The organism is Pseudomonas sp. StFLB209, assembly GCF_000829415.1.
Lineage (GTDB): Bacteria > Pseudomonadota > Gammaproteobacteria > Pseudomonadales > Pseudomonadaceae > Aquipseudomonas.
The window spans coordinates 3278341-3297645 of record NZ_AP014637.1 but is presented as its reverse complement, the minus strand read 5'-3'; the positions used below and the strand labels follow the sequence as shown (position 1 = coordinate 3297645).

The 19305-nt window shown below is 57.9% G+C and carries 17 protein-coding genes; 7 read left to right on the top strand and 10 right to left on the bottom strand.

Annotated elements, in window-relative coordinates; all coding sequences use genetic code 11:
* Positions 1–11: 11 nt before the first annotated feature.
* The 7 genes from PSCI_RS14685 to PSCI_RS14655 all read left to right on the top strand — a co-directional run bounded on the left by PSCI_RS14685 (position 12) and on the right by PSCI_RS14655 (position 10579).
* On the top strand, positions 12–3479 hold the full coding sequence (locus PSCI_RS14685; protein WP_177328607.1) for a toxin VasX: 3468 nt from the start codon (positions 12–14) through the stop codon (positions 3477–3479).
* Positions 3466–4626, top strand: a complete 1161-nt coding sequence (locus PSCI_RS29810; RefSeq protein WP_231906424.1) for a DUF6708 domain-containing protein — start codon at positions 3466–3468, stop codon at positions 4624–4626. The genes PSCI_RS14685 and PSCI_RS29810 overlap by 14 nt, the downstream gene beginning before the upstream one ends.
* On the top strand, positions 4613–5773 hold the full coding sequence (locus tag PSCI_RS29805; protein ID WP_231906422.1) for a DUF6708 domain-containing protein: 1161 nt from the start codon (positions 4613–4615) through the stop codon (positions 5771–5773). Before PSCI_RS29810 ends, PSCI_RS29805 begins: the two co-directional genes overlap by 14 nt.
* On the top strand, positions 5760–6839 hold the full coding sequence (locus PSCI_RS29800) for a DUF6708 domain-containing protein (RefSeq protein WP_231906419.1): 1080 nt from the start codon (positions 5760–5762) through the stop codon (positions 6837–6839). Before PSCI_RS29805 ends, PSCI_RS29800 begins: the two co-directional genes overlap by 14 nt.
* A gap of 103 nt (positions 6840–6942) precedes the next feature.
* The gene (locus PSCI_RS14665) at positions 6943–8370 is read left to right on the top strand and encodes a di-heme oxidoreductase family protein (protein WP_045488118.1); all 1428 of its coding nucleotides are present in this window, start codon (positions 6943–6945) and stop codon (positions 8368–8370) included.
* 29 nt (positions 8371–8399) lie between these two features.
* Complete coding sequence (locus tag PSCI_RS14660) at positions 8400–9464, top strand: imelysin family protein (RefSeq protein WP_045488116.1); 1065 nt, start codon at positions 8400–8402, stop codon at positions 9462–9464.
* Between the two features lie 17 nt (positions 9465–9481).
* On the top strand, positions 9482–10579 hold the full coding sequence (locus PSCI_RS14655) for a DUF1513 domain-containing protein (RefSeq protein WP_045494331.1): 1098 nt from the start codon (positions 9482–9484) through the stop codon (positions 10577–10579).
* 38 nt (positions 10580–10617) lie between these two features.
* Here PSCI_RS14655 and PSCI_RS14650 read toward each other — a convergent pair whose 3' ends face one another.
* The 10 genes from PSCI_RS14650 to PSCI_RS14605 form a co-directional block, all read right to left on the bottom strand.
* Entirely contained in the window at positions 10618–11316 is a 699-nt protein-coding gene (locus tag PSCI_RS14650; RefSeq protein WP_045488112.1) for a PspA/IM30 family protein, read from the bottom strand.
* Positions 11317–11741: 425 nt separating this feature from the next.
* Positions 11742–11969 carry a hypothetical protein gene (locus PSCI_RS29520; protein ID WP_045488108.1) on the bottom strand — a complete coding sequence of 76 codons (228 nt, stop codon included), beginning with the start codon at positions 11967–11969 and terminating at the stop codon, positions 11742–11744.
* Complete coding sequence (locus tag PSCI_RS14640; RefSeq protein WP_442965447.1) at positions 11969–12664, bottom strand: lipopolysaccharide kinase InaA family protein; 696 nt, start codon at positions 12662–12664, stop codon at positions 11969–11971. The genes PSCI_RS29520 and PSCI_RS14640 overlap by 1 nt, the downstream gene beginning before the upstream one ends.
* A gap of 27 nt (positions 12665–12691) precedes the next feature.
* Positions 12692–13384: a class I SAM-dependent methyltransferase gene (locus PSCI_RS14635; protein ID WP_045488101.1), complete on the bottom strand. Its 693-nt coding sequence runs from the start codon at positions 13382–13384 to the stop codon at positions 12692–12694.
* A gap of 147 nt (positions 13385–13531) precedes the next feature.
* Positions 13532–14821: a sensor histidine kinase gene (locus PSCI_RS14630; RefSeq protein ID WP_045488097.1), complete on the bottom strand. Its 1290-nt coding sequence runs from the start codon at positions 14819–14821 to the stop codon at positions 13532–13534.
* A complete protein-coding gene (gene colR / locus PSCI_RS14625; protein WP_045488094.1) occupies positions 14811–15494 on the bottom strand; it encodes a two-component system response regulator ColR in 684 nt (227 codons plus the stop codon). Before colR ends, PSCI_RS14630 begins: the two co-directional genes overlap by 11 nt.
* A gap of 173 nt (positions 15495–15667) precedes the next feature.
* Positions 15668–17311 (bottom strand): chaperonin GroEL, encoded by a 1644-nt coding sequence (gene groL / locus PSCI_RS14620; RefSeq protein WP_045488091.1) that lies wholly within the window; start codon positions 17309–17311, stop codon positions 15668–15670.
* A 52-nt stretch (positions 17312–17363) separates the two neighbouring features.
* Entirely contained in the window at positions 17364–17657 is a 294-nt protein-coding gene (locus PSCI_RS14615; protein ID WP_045488088.1) for a co-chaperone GroES, read from the bottom strand.
* Positions 17658–17900: 243 nt separating this feature from the next.
* Positions 17901–18389, bottom strand: coding sequence for an FxsA family protein (locus tag PSCI_RS14610; RefSeq protein ID WP_045488086.1), 489 nt, complete (start codon positions 18387–18389; stop codon positions 17901–17903).
* Positions 18390–18455: 66 nt separating this feature from the next.
* Positions 18456–19187: a HugZ family pyridoxamine 5'-phosphate oxidase gene (locus PSCI_RS14605; protein WP_045488083.1), complete on the bottom strand. Its 732-nt coding sequence runs from the start codon at positions 19185–19187 to the stop codon at positions 18456–18458.
* Positions 19188–19305: the final 118 nt, after the last annotated feature.

Here is a 19305-nt window from a genome sequence, read left to right as displayed (position 1 = left end):
GCAAAACCACCTTGAGCCCGCTGGAAAAAGCCTACTGGGAGGCGCGGGCAAAAAGTCATCTGGACGTGATGAACAACGTCAGTGCCTGCCCGCTGACGGGGGACAAGGTGCAACTGATCCCGCTTCGTTACGGGCGAGTGGAGCGCCTGCACAGCAAACCCGACGGCGAGCGTTATCGAAACCTCAAAAGGCCGCTGGGTCTGCGCCTGGTCCGCGACGGCTACCTGTACATCATTGAAGAAAGCAGCCGCCTGCTGCATGAATACCGCCTTGCCGACGGGCTATTGGAGGAATGTCTGTGGCGGGGTGGCGAAGTCACTCAGGATCTGCGCCAGACACCGGTTGGCGAACCCGAGCTGATTTTCGCCAAAGACGCCATGTTGCATGTGGCGTACGCCGAGCTGCAATGGAGCGCCGCCAAGTGCTCACAGGTGCTGCACAGCGCAGCAGACCGCTACTACTTCATGCAACAAATCCATCTGGCCAAGGCCGACTGCCAGCATGGCGGCAAGCATCTACGGGTCGAGATGCAGGTTGCGCTGCAATTGGCAGAAGTCGCTGAACCACCTGCGGCCCAGTGCGCCGTACCCGGTACGCCTGAACAGGAGCGTGAAGACTACTGCTGGGAGCACCAGAGGCTGTTTCGTGAGGCCCATATCGGTGAGCTGAAGCAGATTCTGGTGAGCCGCTACGAGCACGACCATCTCTACCTGGTGCTCGAAGACAGCCTGGGCATTCTGCAGGACCTGGCCCAGGAGCAAGACACGATCGTCGATTGGATCAGCAATTGGCGCGAAGAGCACGACAACGAACTGCGTTACATCACCGCCAGCTACATCGACACCCTGATGACCGTGGGTGAACACACCGCGCGCAAGACCCCGGCCGACCTTCCCCTCCTGCTGCACGCCACCACCGAACAGGAGCGCACGCGGATCTATGCCTGGGTCAATGCCCGCAACAAATGGCTCTGGGAACACCGCCAGGACCTGACACCGCCCTATCGGCACGGCATTACTTACTCAAACCGGGGAGAAGTCATTCCCATGCAGACACCTGCTACGCAGTTGGCCAGACAAACCATGGACCTGCGTCAGCAAGAGATGATCAAGGCGCTGGGCAAGCAGCGTTATGAGGACCTGAAAAGTGAAATAGAGGCACTCAACGACACCAGTCAGGGCGTCTTGAATGGTGTTGGGATCGGCGCCAGAGGTATTCACGACCTTGTTCGCCATGAAGAGATGCAGAGCTATCTGCAACAGGAACGTGCCCACCTCAAGCGCTGGCAGCAGCGTCTGGATGAGGTGAGCGAAGATCGTGTCGAACTGTTTGCCAGCGGCGAATTTCATCGCAGCGCCTGGTACTTCAACCCCGCAGAACGCAAAGGGCAACTGCACCACGCGCTGAGCCTCGAACAAAACTGCATGCGCGACCTGTGCCGCACTGACGAAGGCCTGCGCAAGGTGGGCGAGTTCTTTGACAACAATCCGCACTTCATCTTGCCGGCTTTTCAGACCCGACTGGATGTCAGCTACCTGAAAACCAAGGTGGGCGACCTGACCAAGTGGCTGGACGACACGCGCAACTTCACCTCCGGCCTGGCCGACGCCAGCAGCCGGCTCGCGCAAATCGAACGGATCATGAACAACCACTGGTCCACCAGCCTGAACCTGCCACCGCAGTTGCAGGCGCTGCATCAGGGGGTTCTGGCCAGCTACATCCCCGCCATTGCCAACAGCCTGAATGACTGGCACGCGCAAACCCAGTCACTGCTCGACAGCCAGGACCTGAAAGCGCATCTGGACAAGATGGCCCAAGCCACCAACCGCGCCCAACGACTTGGCATGCTGGTCGCACTGCAAACCGAAGGCCTGCATCTGCAAATCGCCAACGAGTCGGATATCGCAGAGTTCAAACAGCGCTTGGTGCGCTTTCATCAGTGGACGGAGGAAGAGACGCAATTGCGCCGAACGGCCAACCGTCTGAGAAAACGCGCCCAGAGCCGAAGACTGACACCTGAAGAGCGGTATGAAATAAAACAGGAAAGGCACCTTGTTCAGCAGAAACTTTCAACTGTCCGCCATCAACGAAGGGCGTTGGGGCGTTTGATCGACAGCTCGACATCACCGACCAATACCTTACCAAGTGGGTATATAGGGGTCAGGCTGGATATGCCAGAGTCACAACGCATGGCCTTGCAGGATGAGGTTCGTCGAGTACAGGCGGGGGCGCTTGGCGGATACGGCACTTCGGGAACTTATCGGGCGGCGTTCAAGAGTGGGTTGGTGCCTTCGATACTGAGCGTTTTTCAACTGATGAATTTGAAAGCGGCTGTGGAAACGGTACTGAAAGACTCTGAAAAAGAAGAGCTGTACCGCCAAAATCTGATACTGATAACTGTTGCACTTATCAGCTTTACCAATAGTAGCCTGACCGTCTACCAACTGACCAACATTGCGATGCTGGATAGAGCAATGGCAAGAGTAACGACGCTTGCCAGCCACTCAGCAGGCGCTCTGCCTGCGGTCAAGATAGGCAAACTTGGCTTGGGTCTCGGTGGCGGCGTGGCCATATTGAACGTCATACCGTCCGCCTACATACTCGGCAAAAATATGAACAAGTGGCGCGATGCAATATCCACAGGCACATGGGAAGAACGCACCGCTGCGTTTATCGGCTTGAGCGGCGACCTGATCGCCTCAGGAGTCGCTGTAACTCAAAGTGGCGCTGCGGTTAAAGAATTTGGTGGATTACTGAGGGAAGTCCTCAAAGCCGATCCGTCACAGCGAAAACTGGTGGCCAATCAGGCGTGGGCTACCCGAGGGACCAGATTCTTAAGTCTCTCCGCTCGCTTGAATCTTTGGGGGCTGGCCGCTCTGGCTCTACAGCTGGCCGGCGAGGCTCTCTATAACTTCTACCATCTTGACCACTTGCAACGCTGGTTGGTCGGCTGCGCATGGGGCACTCAACCTCAGGGATGGAGCGATGCTCAATCACGGCAGAAACTGGCAGAGTCGACCCTGCGCCCAACGATCATCGACAAAGGCATCGCAGAAGACCCTGCCACGCAAGAGTCGGCCAGGGTATTGCAGTTAATCCTGCCAGCAATGACACCCGGCACGCTGGACAGCGACTCGCTGCGCTGGAGAGTCACCTGGCTGAACGGCCCGGACAAACGAGAGTTCAGCGAGTCTTTCCGGGAAATGCTGAGCATTGCAGGCATCATGCCACTGACTCTACAACTCAGCATTCCCACGGAGCTTCAGGGACATCAAGTAACTCTGGAGCTGTGCCTGGCGGTAAAGCCTGCGCTGGCCGAGGACTTTCTTAATGCGGACACCGGCTACCTGAATTATCGCGTTACGCTCACTCAGGACATGCTCAATAAATCGATCACCCCGCTGATTGTACCGCCCAGTATTACAGCTGAACTTCCTCCGACCCAGATCACCAGAAAGCTTATCAATGAAAACCGATAATAAATACGACCGACTCCCTCGTGCCGGCGATACCGAGGACGAGCCAGACCAGCAAGTTTTTTATCTGGCCCCACTGCCATTACCGACTGGAGTCAAACCCTTCAGTGGCAGGGAACTGCAAAAGAACGCTAACCAAACCTACATGGATTTTATGCTAGGTAAAGCTTCTTTTGAGCTTTCCATCAGATTCTTTATTGGCAGTGTTCTGGGAGTAAGCCTAATCTTTTTCCTGGTAGCCCTGAGTCTAGACATTTACATATTCTTTGTATTTAAACGCCCTTTCTTTGAAGCGCTCAGCTTATTGTTCTCTGACCGCGGGTTCATTCCATTCATTCTGACACTTATAGCATCAATCACCGGCCTCCCCATCCTCCACGCCATCTGGGTCCTGTCCCGTATCCCGCCCATCCGCTTCAACCGTCAGCGTCGCGAAGTGGCCTATGTGGCCAAGCGCGGTGACAAACCCTGCATCATCCCTTGGGAAAGTGTGATTGCCTGTCTCAGCAGCCGTCTCGTGCCAACCAAATATGGCACTCAGCAAAGCCACGAACTGCTGCTTTGCCTGCGCAATAGCGAAGCGACCCAGCAAATGTGGGTAAACATTGCCTGCTACAGCCCAGCCTTTGCCATCGCCGAGTGGGAGGCGATTCGGGTCTATATGGAAGAAGGCCCCGAAGCCTTGCCGGGACGCTTTATCGACCCCAAGTACGAAGAAGGGACGGTGGAATACTTTGAGCTGTGCCGCCATGTCTACCGCAGAGACCACAACTACCTCGTTTACCTGCTCGGCTTCGTGCTGATCCAGGGTGTCAGCGGCTGGCACCTGCCCTGCCGCCTGGCAGCCTGGATCAACGGCCTGCCGAGGAAAAGCCTGCCGCGTGAGGTCGCGCAATGGTCCAGGCCGCTGCCGCCCGAGCAATGGCAACAGCCCAGTGCTGAGCTGCTTGAACAGAGCAAAGAGGTGCACAAGGTGCTGCATCGGGGCAAGACCTTGGTTGATTACTTTCAAGAACTGTCCGCACCGCCCGAGACCAAGAGCAAAAAGTCTTTGTCAAAGAAGTCACGCAAAAAGCAAATAGCGATCGTCCTCGCCCCTGATTATCTCCCCCAAGATAGCCGCGAAAAGCCCATCAATGACAACCGATAATAAATACGACCGCCTCCCGCGTGCCGGTGATACTGAGCACGAGCCAGACCAGCAAGTTTTTTATCTGGCGCCACTGCCATTACCGACTGGAGTCAAGCCGTTCAGTTGCAGAGAACTGCAAAAGAACGCTAACGAAACCTACATGGACTTCATGTTAGGCAAAGCTTCTTTTGAGCTCTCCATCAGGTTTTTCATAGGCAGCGTCTTGGGGATGAGTCTATTCCTGTTCCTTATTGGCTTTTCCCTTGGACTCTATGCTTTTGTCAACTTTGATCGTCCCTTTTTTGAGGGACTAGATATTCTGCTGTTCGACGGTTATTTTACACCTGCCTATTTAATAGGTATTTTTCTAATCACCGGCCTCCCTATCCTCCACGCCATCTGGGTCCTGTCCCGTATCCCGCCCATCCGCTTCAACCGTCAACGGCGGGAAGTGGCCTATGTGGCCAAGCGCGGTGACAAACCCTGCATCATCCCTTGGGAAAGTGTGATTGCCTGCCTCAGCAGCCGTCTCGTGCCGAGCAAATATGGCACGCAGCAAAGCCACGAACTGCTGCTTTGCCTGCGCAATAGCGAAGCGACCCAGCAAATGTGGGTAAACATTGCCTGCTACAGCCCAGCCTTTGCCATCGCCGAGTGGGAGGCGATTCGGGTCTATATGGAAGAAGGCCCCGAAGCCTTGCCGGGACGCTTTATCGACCCCAAGTACGAAGAAGGGACGGTGGAATACTTTGAGCTGTGCCGCTATGTCTACCGTAGAGACCACAACTACCTCGTTTACCTGCTCGGCTTCGTGCTGATCCAGGGTGTCAGCGGCTGGCACCTGCCCTGCCGCCTGGCAGCCTGGATCAACGGCCTGCCGAGGAAAAGCCTGCCGCGTGAGGTTGCGCAATGGTCAAAGCCGTTGCCGCCCGAGCAATGGCAACAGCCCGGTGCTGAGCTGCTTGAACAGAGCAAAGAGGTGCACAAGGTGCTGCATCGGGGCAAGACCTTGGTTGATTACTTTAAAGAACTGTCCGCACCGCCCGAGACCAAGAGCAAAAAATCTTCGTCAAAGAAGTCACGCAAAAAGCAAATAACGATCGTCCTCGCCCCTGATTATCTCCCCCAAGATAGCCGCGAAAAGCCCATCAATGACAACCGATAATAAATACGACCGCCTCCCGCGTGCCGGTGATACTGAGCACGAGCCAGACCAGCAAGTTTTTTATCTGGCGCCACTGCCATTACCGACTGGAGTCAAACCTTTCAGTGGCAGGGAACTGCAAAAGAACGCTAACCAAACCTACATGGACTTTATGCTAGGCAAAGCTTCTTTTGAGCTTTCCATCAGATTTTTCATAGGCAGCGTTTTAGGAGTAAGCCTTCTCTATTTCTTGACTGCGCTGGGTTTAGATTTGGTCGGCGTTATAGCATTGGATCGTCCCTTTTTTGAAGTCATTGTAGTTATGTTCACCGGAGGCAATTTCCTTCCGATTATTTTGGCACTTATAGCATCAATCACCGGCCTCCCCATCCTCCACGCCATCTGGGTCCTGTCCCGTATCCCGCCCATCCGCTTCAACCGTCAACGGCGGGAAGTGGCCTATGTGGCCAAGCGCGGTGACAAACCCTGCATCATCCCTTGGGAAAGTGTGATTGCCTGCCTCAGCAGCCGTCTCGTGCCGAGCAAATATGGCACTCAGCAAAACCACGAACTGCTGCTTTGCCTGCGCAATAGCGAAGCGACCCAGCAAATGTGGGTAAACATTGCCTGCTACAGCCCAGCCTTTGCCATCGCCGAGTGGGAGGCGATTCGGGTCTATATGGAAGAAGGCCCCGAAGCCTTGCCGGGACGCTTTATCGACCCCAAGTACGAAGAAGGGACGGTGGAATACTTTGAGCTGTGCCGCTATGTCTACCGCAGAGACCACAACTACCTCGTTTACCTGCTCGGCTTCGTGCTGATCCAGGGTGTCAGCGGCTGGCACCTGCCCTGCCGCCTGGCAGCCTGGATCAACGGCCTGCCGAGGAAAAGCCTGCCGCGTGAGGTTGCGCAATGGTCCAGGCCGCTGCCGCCCGAGCAATGGCAACAGCCCAGTGCTGAACTGCTGGAGCAGAGTCAGGAGGTTCAAAAAGTGCTGCGCTGGGGCAAGACATTGGTTGATTACTTTGAAGGCTTGTCCGCGCCAACACCGACGAAACGCAAACAACATTCGGCAAAGAATTCGTAACAGCAAATTGCACCAGCCCTCGTTAACGATAACTCCTCTTATTCCTGCCCCACAGGACTGTTAAGCTTGCTCGCCTTGAATTTCGGCTGTTTAAAGATTTCACATGACTGCGCCACTGCGTACATCTCTGGCTCTGCTGTTGACCCTGACTCTGAGCGGGTGCGATGAGGCGCCGCGTTTCACTCAGGCGGAGCCCGGCGAGGTGTTGTCGGGAGGGGCGGCGACGGTGCATCGCAGCGACCAGAATGCCTTTTCCCTGCCGTCGGCCAACCTGCCACCGGTACGCCGGCTGGATTTCAGCGTTGGCAACAGTTTCTTCCGCAACCCTTGGGTAATCGCACCGTCGACCACCACCGCCCGCGATGGACTCGGGCCGTTATTCAATACCAATGGTTGCCAGAACTGCCATATTCGCGATGGTCGCGGTCATCCGCCCGAGCCTGGTGACAGCAATGCGGTGTCAATGCTGGTCAGGCTGTCGATCCCCAACAGCGCAGGCTCTGCAGAGCAGCTGCAGCGCGGTGGCGTAATACCGGAGCCGGTGTATGGCACCCAGTTGCAAGATATGGCGGTGCCCGGTGTACCCCCGGAAGGTAAAGTCCGGGTCAAGTACGAGCCGCTGGTAGTCAGGTTTCGTGACGGCAGCGAGGTCGAGCTGCGCCAGCCGACCCTGAGCATCACCCATCTGGGCTACGGCCCGTTGCATCCGGACACGCATGTTTCCGCACGCATAGCGCCGCCCATGATCGGCCTGGGTCTGCTCGAAGCCATCCCCGAGGCGGCGATCCTGGCTGGTGCCGACCCTGACGACAAAAATGGCGACGGCATTTCCGGGCGTCCCAACTGGGTCTGGGACGATGCCCGTCAGCAAGTCGCGCTGGGCCGTTTCGGCTGGAAAGCCGGCCAGCCCAACCTGAACCAACAGAATGTGCATGCGTTTTCCGGTGACCTGGGGCTGACCACAAACCTGCGTCCCATGGATGACTGTACAACGGCGCAAACTGCCTGCAAGGAGGCGCCAAATGGCAATGGCCCGAACGGCGAGCCGGAAGTCAGCGACAACGTCCTGCGTCTGGTGGAGTTCTATACCCGCAACCTCGGCGTACCGGCCCGGCGTGACGTCGAAGATGCGCAGGTGCTGGCTGGCAAGAACCTGTTCTTCAAGGCCGGCTGCGACCAATGCCATACCCCGCAATTCACCACCCGTGCCGATGCCGCCGAGCCGGAGCTGGCCAACCAGATCATTCGCCCGTACAGCGACCTGTTGCTGCATGACATGGGCGAAGGCCTGGCCGATAACCGTACCGAGTTCCAGGCCACCGGTCGCGAATGGCGCACCCCACCGCTGTGGGGGCTGGGCCTGACCCAGGCGGTCAGTGGCCATACCCAATTGCTACATGATGGCCGTGCCCGCAATGTGCTGGAGGCGATTCTCTGGCACGGTGGCGAGGCTCAGGCAGCCCAGCGTCAGGTGCTGGCTTTCGACGCAGAACAACGCGCGGCCTTGCTGGCGTTCCTTAATTCATTATGATTGTGTCAATTTAATTCAAGGAGCCGGAGATGTTCCGTCCCAAGCTGTTGTTCACCAGTCTTGCCGCCCTGGCGCTGGGCGCCTGTACACCTGCCGATCCACAGGCGGTGACTTCGGCTGCGATCGCCAAACAGGTGATCCTGCCGACCTACAGTCGCTGGGTAGACGCCGACCGCCAACTGGCGAGCAGCGCTTTGGCGTTCTGCGAAGGCAAGACCGATTTGCAGACTGCCCGTGCTGACTTCCTCAAAGCGCAGAAAACCTGGGCCGAACTGCAACCGTTGTTGATCGGCCCGCTGGCTGAAGGCAACCGCTCCTGGCAGGTTCAATTCTGGCCTGACAAGAAAAACCTGGTCGGCCGGCAGGTTGAACAACTGGTCACTGCGCAGCCGTCGGTCAGCGTTGAAGAGCTGACCAAGGCCAGCGTTGTGGTTCAGGGTCTGTCTGCCTATGAATACATTTTGTTCGATGCCGGCATCGACATGGCCAGCGCCGAACACAAAGCCCGTTATTGCCCGCTGCTGACCGCCATTGGTGCCAGGCAGAAACTGCTCGCCGAAGAAATCCTCAACGGCTGGAACAGCAACGACGGCATGCTCGCGCAGTTGAGCAAGTTCCCCAACAACCGCTATGCCGACTCCCACGAGGCGATCGCCGAGCTACTGCGCGTGCAGGTCACAGCCCTCGATACCCTGAAGAAGAAACTCGGTACGCCGCTGGGCCGTCAGTCCAAGGGCGTGCCGCAGCCATTCCAGGCCGACTCGTGGCGCAGCAAGGCCTCGTTAAGCAGCCTGGAAGCCAGCCTGCTGAGCGCTGAAAGCGTCTGGACCGGGGTGGACAACAAAGGCTTGCGTGGCCTGCTGCCCGCCAACCAGAAACCGCTAGCCGACAAGATCGACGCTGCCTATGCGAACAGCCGCAAACTGCTCTCGGCACTCACTCCGCCACTGGCTGACCTGCTCGACAGCGAGGCCGGGCGCCAGCAGCTCAATGCGTTCTACGACAGCTTGAATGTCGTGCATCGTCTGCATGAAGGTGAGCTGGCCAAGGCTTTAGGCATTCAGTTGGGCTTCAACGCCAACGACGGCGACTGACGCAGAGGGGATAGATGATGTTGCGACGCCAGGCTCTGGCGCTAGGCAGCCTGCTGCTCAGTGCATTCACACTCGGTGGCTGGAGCCTGTTCCGGCAAAACGGCAGCAGCCCCTTGCTGCTGTCCGCCCGCGATGACGCCGACGGCAAGCACTACGCCGTGGGCTATCGGCTTGATGGCAAGCAGGTGTTCGCCACTGAAGTCGCCCAGCGCTGCCACGACATCATCAATCATCCCGAGCTGCCGCTGGCAGTGTTCATTGCCCGCCGCCCCGGCACGCAGAGCTACCTGATTGACCTGCGTGACGGCAAATTGCTGCAAACCATCACCGCACAGCCGAACCGGCACTTCTATGGCCATGCGGTGATCCACAGCAGCGGTGAATGGCTGTACGCCACGGAAAACGACACGCGTGATCCTGGTCGGGGTGTGCTGGGGGTCTATCGTTTCGTCAATCAGCGCCTGGAACACAGTGGCGAAATTTCCACTCATGGTATTGGTCCGCATCAGGTTTCGTGGATGCCGGATGGCGAAACCCTGATCGTCGCCAATGGTGGTATCCGCACCGAAGCCGAAAGCCGGGTCGAGATGAACCTCGATGCCATGCAACCGAGCCTGGTGCTGATGCAGCGTGACGGCACTCTGCTGAGCAAGGAAACCCTGAGCCAGCAGATGAACAGCGTACGGCACCTGGCCGTGGCCAGCGATGGCACCATCGTTGCCGGCCAGCAGTTCATGGGGGACTCGCAGGAGTTGGCCGAGTTGCTGGCGATCAAGCGGCCCGGACAGCCGTTCGAACCCTTTGCCGTGGCCGAACAGCAATTGCGCGCCATGAACCACTACACCGCCAGTGTCGCGATTCATAACGAACTGCGGCTGGTCGCCCTGACCGCGCCGCGGGCCAACCGGCTGTTTATCTGGGATCTGGACAGCGCCGCCCTGAAGCTGGATGCCTCAATGCCGGACTGTGCTGGCGTCGGCGCCGTACAGGACGGCTTTGTGGTGACCTCTGGCCAGGGGCGTTGCCGTTTCTATGATTGCCGTCAGGCAACCTTGCAGCCCAAGCCACTGGCGCTGCCTGGCGCGTTCTGGGATAACCACCTGCACCTGGCTTGATAGCAGCGTCGCACCGCTCCGAAACATCCAGGCTGCTGTCAGGACACCTGAAAACCGGCACCCGCCTTGATGCGCTCAAGCACTGCGCTGGCACTGCTACGGTCGTAAATTACCGAAGCGTCGCGCAGGCGGCGCTCCAGATCCTGATCGCGCAAACACAGCATCTCTTCTGCCTGAAGCTGGGCTGCGGTTTCCTGCTGCTGCTGACGGATGGAATCGAGGGTATCAGCCACGACCTGAAGGCGTGCTGCCGGTTCACGACGTGACGTGGAAAGGCTGGTCTGGGCCTGCTGGACAAAGTCGGTGTCGCGCAAGAGTTCGATCTGTTTTTTCAGCGCTCGAAGTTTGCTTTCATTCATTTCAAGTGCCTGACGCAGGTTATCAACGCTCCTGGCATATTCGTTGGCAATCCGGGTGTCTTCAATCAGCAACAGTTCAAGCCGGCCGACCTTCCCGGCAACATCCATGGCCAGTTTCTTATCGCCGGTTGCCAGCGCGTTGCCGACCACCCTGGTGAGTTCGTTCAGTTGCTCACGGGTCTGTTCGGCTTCCCTGGCGGCCAGTATCTGTTTAGTCATCAGATTGGCAAAGTTCGAGCGCCCGACCCCGACTTGCTCTTCTGCTGCGCAGATTTCCTGATCGAGGATACGCAATGCCTGACGAGCCATAACGGCTTCGGCAGTATCATTGGCGCCGCCGCGCAACGCGATCAGCAGTTTCGTCCAGATCCGGCCCATGAGAGTTTCCTTGTGCTCTGACACAATAGATAAGAAAGGAGTCAGCAACTAACCCGGACAAAACGATGGCATATTTAAATTTATTAATATGCAAGAAACAGTATTTATATTTGTATGAATATTCCACAGAGTAAAACGTTATTTACTCGACACTGGAAACCTGACCCGCTCTATCAGCGTATCAATGAGAGTTTTCAAGAAAATTCGGAGAGTGAGGGGCAGGCAAGGCAAACACCGGCGTGAACACCACCCCGGTCAAATACTCAGTAGACAGCACTTTTAAAAACCAGGGCGAGACCGCCAGCGTAATACCGATAGCGGTCCCGCAAAACAGGCTCGGAGGGCCCCTCTAAAAACCACCTGCATTGCCATCGCTACGATGTCGCGCGTAGCGCCGCAGAGCCCAGATGTTCAGAGCTGCGCGTTCAGCTTTTCGTACCAGTCCCTTGCAGCAAGCTGTACAGCAACAGCAGAAAGTCATGATCGGGCTGCGCCGTTTGCAGCGGCTTGGCGGCCCGGGGCAACGGGCAATAGCCTTCGCCATGAGGCGTACTGAGTATCCTGGTTGAGGGTTGCTCCCATGCAGCGACCGCCATGGTGGTAGTCGCCAAGGCTGCAACCAGAAACAAACCTCTAGCCATTTCTAGTTTCATTAACCTAACCCCTTGAGAGCGCTGCCAAACGCTGTCTGGTAAAAGTAGATCAACTTATCCCAGTCGCAGAGGCTAAATGACGAATGGCGTCGTAACTGCCGCAGATCATGCCGGGCCGCCCGGCCAGCCGTCAGGCGCTTGCGGGCTTTTTCCAGATCAAGCAAGGCCACCTGAACCTCGGCCTGCTCGCCTTCGCCGGTGACCTTCACGAAAACATGCTTGCTGTACAGGCAACTGTGTTGCCAACGCCCGCGGTGCATCCGCGCCAGGCTTTCAGCCAGTACCTGGAGCAGGCGGTCGTGCACTTGTTCACCGTGTCGCTCACGACCACCTGAGGCATACCAGTGATCGATTTCTTCAAATCCGTTCAAGGCCTCGGTGACCAGCAGCGCCCGCCACTGCCCCTGTTGGTCGCGTTCGGCGCCACAAAAGACAATGTTCGGCACACTGACGCCCAGGCTACGCAACCCTTCCAGAGCATCCTGCTCGCGCAGGACTGTAGGCCGGCCCAGAGGGTAGCGCCAGCTGCGATAGACATGCCCGGCCTGACGTTTGACATACAACAGTTGACCGTTATCGGCCCATACCCGCTGCACCCCGCTTTCACCGCCGCGGCGCACATTGGGCTGCTCAACCCATTCGCCACGCAGCCCCCAAAAGCGTCCGAAGCTGCTGTCAGCTACTTCCAATGTCATCTGTCCGGCCATTACCTGCCCATCCTTTTATTGTTTGCGTAGTAGATAGACTCGCCACATCGCATACATCGGCAGGAAGTCCAGACGCTTCTGGATGTTGAAACCTGCCTGTTCAAATTCTTTCTCGACCGTTGCTGCCGGTAACACAAAACGGTTCTGGTAACCGTCGGCCCCACTTTGCGGGGTATCGGAACCATTGCGCTTGCGCTCAAGACGCTTGCGTTTCCATGCCTTGAAATTGCCGTCGACCCACAGCGAGACGATGACACTGTCTCGCGAGACCCGGTGAAACTCCCGTAATAGAGCAGCCCGATGCTGCGCCTGACCAACATGGTGCAACAAGCGCATGCAAAAGATGCTGTCTACTGCATTGTCCGGCAGGTCGATGGCAAAGGCTGATGTCTGCAAAGGTTGTACCCGTTGTACGACATCTTCCGGCTGAGCATGACGCGCGGTTCTGAGCATATCGGCCGAATTGTCCGCACCGATGATCAAACGCTCTGGTTTTTCTGCCAGCAATGGCCAGAAGCGCCCTGCGCCACAAGGCAAATCCAGAACCAGACCAGGGTCACCGGCAAGGCGCAATGCCTTGCGGGCCAACTGCTCGTCGCGCTGATGGGACAAGCGACGCCACAAACCGTTCCGATGTTTTTCCAGATATTGGCGGGCGTGGCTGTCGTCGTATTTGTTGGAAAACTCCAGTTCGATGCGCTTGTTCATAAACGTCTCCGATTCAGATGGCGCCACGATAGGTGCCCGTCCGTCTGCATCAGGTCATGTTTATGTGAAAAAAAAGTCCCGCAAGCCCATGGAATGTTTCTATAGATTACAGGTAGTTACGAGCCTTTGAAGAACACTGCCAGTCCCTCAGGGCCTGGCAGTCTCCAGGCTGACCTTGAACCGGCAGCCGTTGGGCTCCATCGGGCTCAGGCTGACGGTCCAGCCCTGGTTGGCACAGATACGCTGAACCAGCGACAACCCCAGCCCCAGGCCTTCACCGCGCTGCTCATTGCCCCGTACGAAAGGCTCGAACATGGCCTCACGCTTCTCTTCCGGAATGCCCACGCCGCTGTCTTCGACCATAAAGCCTTCACCCTGCAGGGTCAAAGCGATGAACCCCTGATCGGTGTAGTGCAGCGCATTGCGCAACAGATTGCCCATCACCGCCAACAAAAAGGTCGCGTTGTAGCTGATATCAGAAACCTGATCGGGCTCGGGCGGGTTGTAGATCAGTTGCAGCCCTTTGCTTTCGATCGGCCCGCGCCACTGGGCAATCAGTTGCTCGGCGGTGCCGGTCAACGTGGCCCTTGGCGTCATGGTCGGATCTTCACGCTGGGTACGTGCCAGCATCAGGAACGTCTGCACCAGGTCGCGCATTTCTTCACAGGCCCGCGCGATACGCTCAACCTGACGCCGGGCACGCTGGTCCAGCGCCGGATTCTCCAGTAACAATTCGCAGGAGCTGGCCAGGACCATCAGTGGTGTGCGCAATTCATGGCTGACATCACTGGTGAACATCCGCTCACGGGTCAACGCCTGACGCAAACGCCCCAGTGTGGCGTCGAACGCACCCGCCAGCTCACCCACTTCATCGGCGGCATAATCGGGTGCCAAAGGCGGAGCCAGGCCCAGCAACTGGTCGCGGTGGCGCACCTGACGCGCCAGACGCACCACCGGTGCCATTACCCGACGGGCCAGCACCCAGCCAAGGAATACCGCCAGGGCCAGGGCCAGCACGAAGCCCACCAGCACCACGGCAAACAGCACGCGCTCGCGCTCTTCAAAATCGCTCTGGTCCTGCAGCAGCGCATAATGCCGACCGTCGACCACTTCGATCATCGCGTGATAGGAAGACGGTCCGCGAAACACTTCGTGAAAGCCTGGCTCCAGATGACGAATGTCCTGTGGCAGGTCGAAATCGCCCGGACCATTGCTGAAATAGAACAGTTGGTCCTGTTTCGGACGATGGCTCCAGTCGCTGACGCTGTCGGCCAGCAACAGCCGATTGAGATCACCGCCCAGGCCGGCGGAAATGAGTTTTTCTTCGACCAGGTGAACCGTGGAGATAATGCCCACGGCGAAGGATCCGGCCACCAGTGCACTCATCAGCGCAAAGGCGATGATGATCCGTTGGGCAAGACTTTGCTTAAACTCCATCCCGGCCCTCGGCCAACCGATAGCCTACACCGTGCACAGTCTGCAACAAGGCTTTAGGAAAGGGTTTGTCGATCACCTGGCGTAACTGGTGAACATGGCTGCGCAGGCTGTCGCTGTCCGGGCAGTCGTCGCCCCACAGTGCCTCTTCAAGAATTTCCCGACGTAACACGTGCGGGCTCTTTTGCATCAACACCGCCAGCAGCTTGAGGCCCACCGGGTTGAGCTTGAGCATCCGCCCGTCGCGGGTGACTTCCAGGGTATCAAGGTCGTAGACCAGGTCAGCGACCTGGAGGGTACGCCGACCGCCCCCCTGGGCACGACGCAGCACCGCTTCGATACGGGCTGCCAGTTCAGACAAGGCAAAAGGTTTGAGCAGATAATCGTCGGCCCCCGAACGGAAACCTTGCAGACGGTCATCCAGTTGATCGCGAGCGGTGAGCATGATCACCGGAGTATCACGGCGGGCATCTTCACGCAGGCGCTTGCACAGCGTGTAGCCATCAATGCCCGGAAGCATGATGTCCAGCACGATCAGGTCATAGTGTTCGGTCGCCGCCAGATGCAGTCCCGAGAGGCCGTCCTGGGCACAATCGACTGTGTATCCCTTCATACTCAGGTAGTCGGCCAGGTTCGCCAGAATATCGCGGTTGTCCTCGACCAGAAGAATTCGCATAGGGCTCTCCGCATGCAATTAAGGCTGGCGCAGCTTAGGCAGATACCCCAACGCGGTGCAAGCCGCCACCGGGTATCGATTAATCTGCTGAAACGCTTTTCGGGTCAGCCAGCAGAAATGAAGAACCCCGCACAAGGCGGGGTTCTGCGGTGACGCAAAGGGGTAAGGCTGGCTTACATCATGCCGCCCATGCCACCCATGCCGCCCATGTCAGGCATACCGCCTGCAGCAGGCTTGTCTTCAGCGATATCGGCAATCATCGCTTCAGTGGTGATCATCAGGCTGGCAATCGACGAAGCCGCTTGCAGAGCCGAACGAGTCACTTTGGCAGGGTCCAGGATACCCAGGTCGATCATGTCGCCGTATTCACCGGTCGCAGCGTTGTAACCGAAGTTACCCGAACCTTGCTTGACCTTGTCGACAACCACGCTTGGCTCGTCGCCGGAGTTGGCAACGATCTGACGCAGAGGCGCTTCAACGGCACGACGCAGCAGAGCGATACCGACGTTCTGGTCGGCGTTGTCGCCTTGCAGACCTTCGATAGCCTGCAGGGAGCGGACCAGTGCCACGCCACCGCCAGGTACCACGCCTTCTTCAACGGCTGCACGGGTAGCGTGCAGGGCGTCTTCAACGCGGGCTTTCTTCTCTTTCATTTCGACTTCGGAACCGGCGCCGACCTTGATCACAGCAACACCGCCGGACAGCTTGGCCAGACGCTCTTGCAGTTTCTCTTTGTCGTAGTCGGAGCTGGTGTCGCCGATCTGCTGACGGATCTGGGCGATACGCGCATCGATGTCGGTCTTGTTGCCCGAACCGTCGATGATGGTGGTGTTTTCTTTGTTCAGTACAACGCGCTTGGCGTTACCCAGGTGCTCCAGAGTGGTGCTTTCCAGGCTCAGGCCGATCTCTTCGGAGATCACGGTGCCACCGGTCAGGACCGCGATGTCCTGCAGCATGGCCTTGCGGCGATCGCCGAAGCCTGGGGCCTTGACCGCAGCAACCTTGACGATACCGCGCATATTGTTGACAACCAGAGTCGCCAGGGCTTCGCCTTCGACGTCTTCAGCAACGATCAGCAGCGGACGGCCGGCTTTGGCAACGGCTTCCAGCACTGGCAGCATTTCGCGGATGTTGGAGATCTTCTTGTCAACCAGCAGCAGCAGCGGGCTGTCGAGCTCGGCAACCATGGTGTCGGGCTTGTTGATGAAGTACGGCGACAGGTAGCCACGGTCGAACTGCATGCCTTCCACGACGGACAGTTCGTTTTCCAGGCCCGAGCCTTCCTCGACGGTGATAACGCCGTCTTTGGTCACTTTTTCCATGGCTTCAGCAATGATGTCGCCGATGGAAGTGTCGGAGTTGGCCGAGATGGTACCCACCTGGGCAATTGCCTTGGTGTCAGTGCAAGGCTTGGACAGCGCCTTGAGCTGAACAACGATGGCCGCAGTGGCCTTGTCGATGCCGCGCTTGAGGTCCATCGGGTTCATGCCGGCAGCGACGGCTTTCAGGCCTTCGTTGACGATGGCCTGGGCCAGTACGGTAGCGGTGGTGGTACCGTCACCGGCGTCGTCGTTGGCGCGGGACGCTACGTCCTTGACCAACTGCGCGCCCATGTTTTCGAAGCGGTCTTTCAGTTCGATTTCTTTGGCGACCGATACGCCGTCCTTGGTGATCAGAGGAGCACCGAAGCTCTTCTCGATGATCACGTTACGGCCTTTCGGGCCCAGGGTAGCTTTTACTGCGTCAGCCAGGACGTTAACGCCTGCGAGCATTTTTTTACGGCCGGCATCGCCGAATTTAACTTCTTTAGCAGCCATGATCGTTATTCCTTGAATACTGTGTAGTAGCGGGAAATTGAGCGGGGAAGACTCAGCCTTCGATAACCGCGAGAATCTCGTTCTCGCTCATTACCAGCAGGTCTTCGCCGTCTACTTTCACGGTGTTGCTGCCGGAGTAAGGGCCAAATACGACTTTGTCACCCACTTTCACGGCCAGCGCACGGACTTCACCGTTGTCCAGAACACGGCCGGTACCTGCAGCGACGATTTCGCCACGGTTTGGCTTCTCGGCAGCCGAACCTGGCAGCACGATGCCACCGGCAGTTTTCGTTTCTTCTTCGCTGCGACGGATTACGACGCGGTCATGCAGAGGACGAAGCTTCATTGTCGATCTCCTGATTGTGTTTGTAAGTCCGGTGAAGGCACCGGCGAGTTAAAAATCCGGCCTTGCCGGTTACGGTTCGATAGGCGAACCGCAGAAAACGGTCTGGCGTCTGAGCCAGAAACCTTGCGGTGACACATAGATAAGGGCGCCGCAGGTGATTACAAGTGCAGCCCGAAAAAAATTTTACAACGGCCTCAAACGCATACGGCACCCGAAGGTGCCGTATCGAGCGAACACGGGGGATTACTTGTCGCGATGCTCGAACTCACCTTCGATGACATCGGGCTCACGGGTTGGCCGATGAATAGCCCCATGCTGACCGGCGCCGGGATGCTGGTGATGACGCAGATCGTCAGCAAACGCACGCTGGCGCATGGCCTGGTCTTCGGCACGCTTGCGCAGCTTGCCGATCAGCAGGCGACGGGTGAACGGCAACAGACACAGCACGCCCAGCACGTCACTGATGAACCCCGGCAGCAGCAACAGACCACCGCCGACCGCGACAGTCAGCCCCTCCAGCATCTGCTGTGCGGGCAATTCACCGCGAGCCAGGCTCTCACGCGCACTCAGGGCGGTGGCCAGACCGGCGACACGCATCACAAAGAACCCAAGCGCGGAGGTCGCCAGCACCAGCAGGAATGTCCACAGAAAACCAATGGACATGCCGACTTTTACCAGAACGAACAGCTCAAGCACCGGGAACAATAAAAACAGCAGCAGAAAAGCACGCATCGAATAGTTTCCTCTACGCAAGAACGTCTTGCTGTAGACCTTAAGTGATGTCGGAAAGTCGTTAAATCAAGCCACAGGCGACTCGGGAACCGGCCATTCTGCCGCGCGGGCCAGATAAACCAAGGCTTCGCGAACCTGTGTCGGTGTGTTGCAAACCTGTGCAAAGGGCAACCAGTACAGCGCCTGACCGATGCGCAAGTGCATGCCCTCACTGTCCAGGCCGACCATCTGCGCCGGCTCGGTCTGCGGCAGGCCGGCCAGTTGCACATAATGGGCAATGGCCTGCGCATGGTCCTGATTCATGTGCTCGACCATACCGGTCTCGCTGGCCCCGGCGAACGGGTTGGCCAGCGCGACCTCATCGAGCCAGTGGATGGCACCGAAACCACCAATATAGCGATAGCGGACCGGCGTCAGCAGCCAGAAGTCGAAATCGTGGGCACTATGGTAATTCTGCGACTCCGGGAAGTAGCGGTAGTAGCGCTGCGCGGCCGCCTCGATAGCGGCCGGGTCGGTCAGCTTGTGTCCTTCAGCCATCATGGTAATGCGCCCCACGGCCTGAACGTTGGCCGCCTCACGCTCGCCCACCAGCAACGAACACTTGGGGTCCTGGAGCAGGTTGTGAGTGTGCTGAGCGATGCGGCTGATCAGGATCAGCGGCCTGCCCTGCTCGTCCAGGCAATACGGGACGACCGAGCCGAACGGAAACCCGGGCATCGACTTCGAATGCGTGGACAACACGCCGCGGTACTCGCGCAACAACAGCTCACGCGCCGACCTGGATGCTTTGCCGCTCATCATGACTCCTCTATCAGTTATTACCGGTCCGGTAGTCAGCAGTGCCGAAGGGCTGCTATACCTGTCACGAGCCCCGGCATGGCCGACATGCCATCACTATGATTTGCTAGTGAGCACG

Coding starts and splice junctions, on each gene's coding strand:
- PSCI_RS29810 (WP_231906424.1), top strand. CDS start 3,466: ATGAAAACCGATAATAAATACGACCGACTCCCTCGTGCCGGCGATACC.
- PSCI_RS14610 (WP_045488086.1), bottom strand. CDS start 18,389: ATGCGTGCTTTTCTGCTGCTGTTTTTATTGTTCCCGGTGCTTGAGCTG.
- PSCI_RS29520 (WP_045488108.1), bottom strand. CDS start 11,969: ATGAAACTAGAAATGGCTAGAGGTTTGTTTCTGGTTGCAGCCTTGGCG.
- PSCI_RS29800 (WP_231906419.1), top strand. CDS start 5,760: ATGACAACCGATAATAAATACGACCGCCTCCCGCGTGCCGGTGATACT.
- PSCI_RS14650 (WP_045488112.1), bottom strand. CDS start 11,316: ATGGGCCGGATCTGGACGAAACTGCTGATCGCGTTGCGCGGCGGCGCC.
- colR (WP_045488094.1), bottom strand. CDS start 15,494: ATGCGAATTCTTCTGGTCGAGGACAACCGCGATATTCTGGCGAACCTG.
- groL (WP_045488091.1), bottom strand. CDS start 17,311: ATGGCTGCTAAAGAAGTTAAATTCGGCGATGCCGGCCGTAAAAAAATG.
- PSCI_RS14605 (WP_045488083.1), bottom strand. CDS start 19,187: ATGAGCGGCAAAGCATCCAGGTCGGCGCGTGAGCTGTTGTTGCGCGAG.
- PSCI_RS14615 (WP_045488088.1), bottom strand. CDS start 17,657: ATGAAGCTTCGTCCTCTGCATGACCGCGTCGTAATCCGTCGCAGCGAA.
- PSCI_RS14660 (WP_045488116.1), top strand. CDS start 8,400: ATGTTCCGTCCCAAGCTGTTGTTCACCAGTCTTGCCGCCCTGGCGCTG.
- PSCI_RS29805 (WP_231906422.1), top strand. CDS start 4,613: ATGACAACCGATAATAAATACGACCGCCTCCCGCGTGCCGGTGATACT.
- PSCI_RS14635 (WP_045488101.1), bottom strand. CDS start 13,384: ATGAACAAGCGCATCGAACTGGAGTTTTCCAACAAATACGACGACAGC.
- PSCI_RS14640 (WP_442965447.1), bottom strand. CDS start 12,664: ATGACATTGGAAGTAGCTGACAGCAGCTTCGGACGCTTTTGGGGGCTG.
- PSCI_RS14655 (WP_045494331.1), top strand. CDS start 9,482: ATGTTGCGACGCCAGGCTCTGGCGCTAGGCAGCCTGCTGCTCAGTGCA.
- PSCI_RS14630 (WP_045488097.1), bottom strand. CDS start 14,821: ATGGAGTTTAAGCAAAGTCTTGCCCAACGGATCATCATCGCCTTTGCG.
- PSCI_RS14665 (WP_045488118.1), top strand. CDS start 6,943: ATGACTGCGCCACTGCGTACATCTCTGGCTCTGCTGTTGACCCTGACT.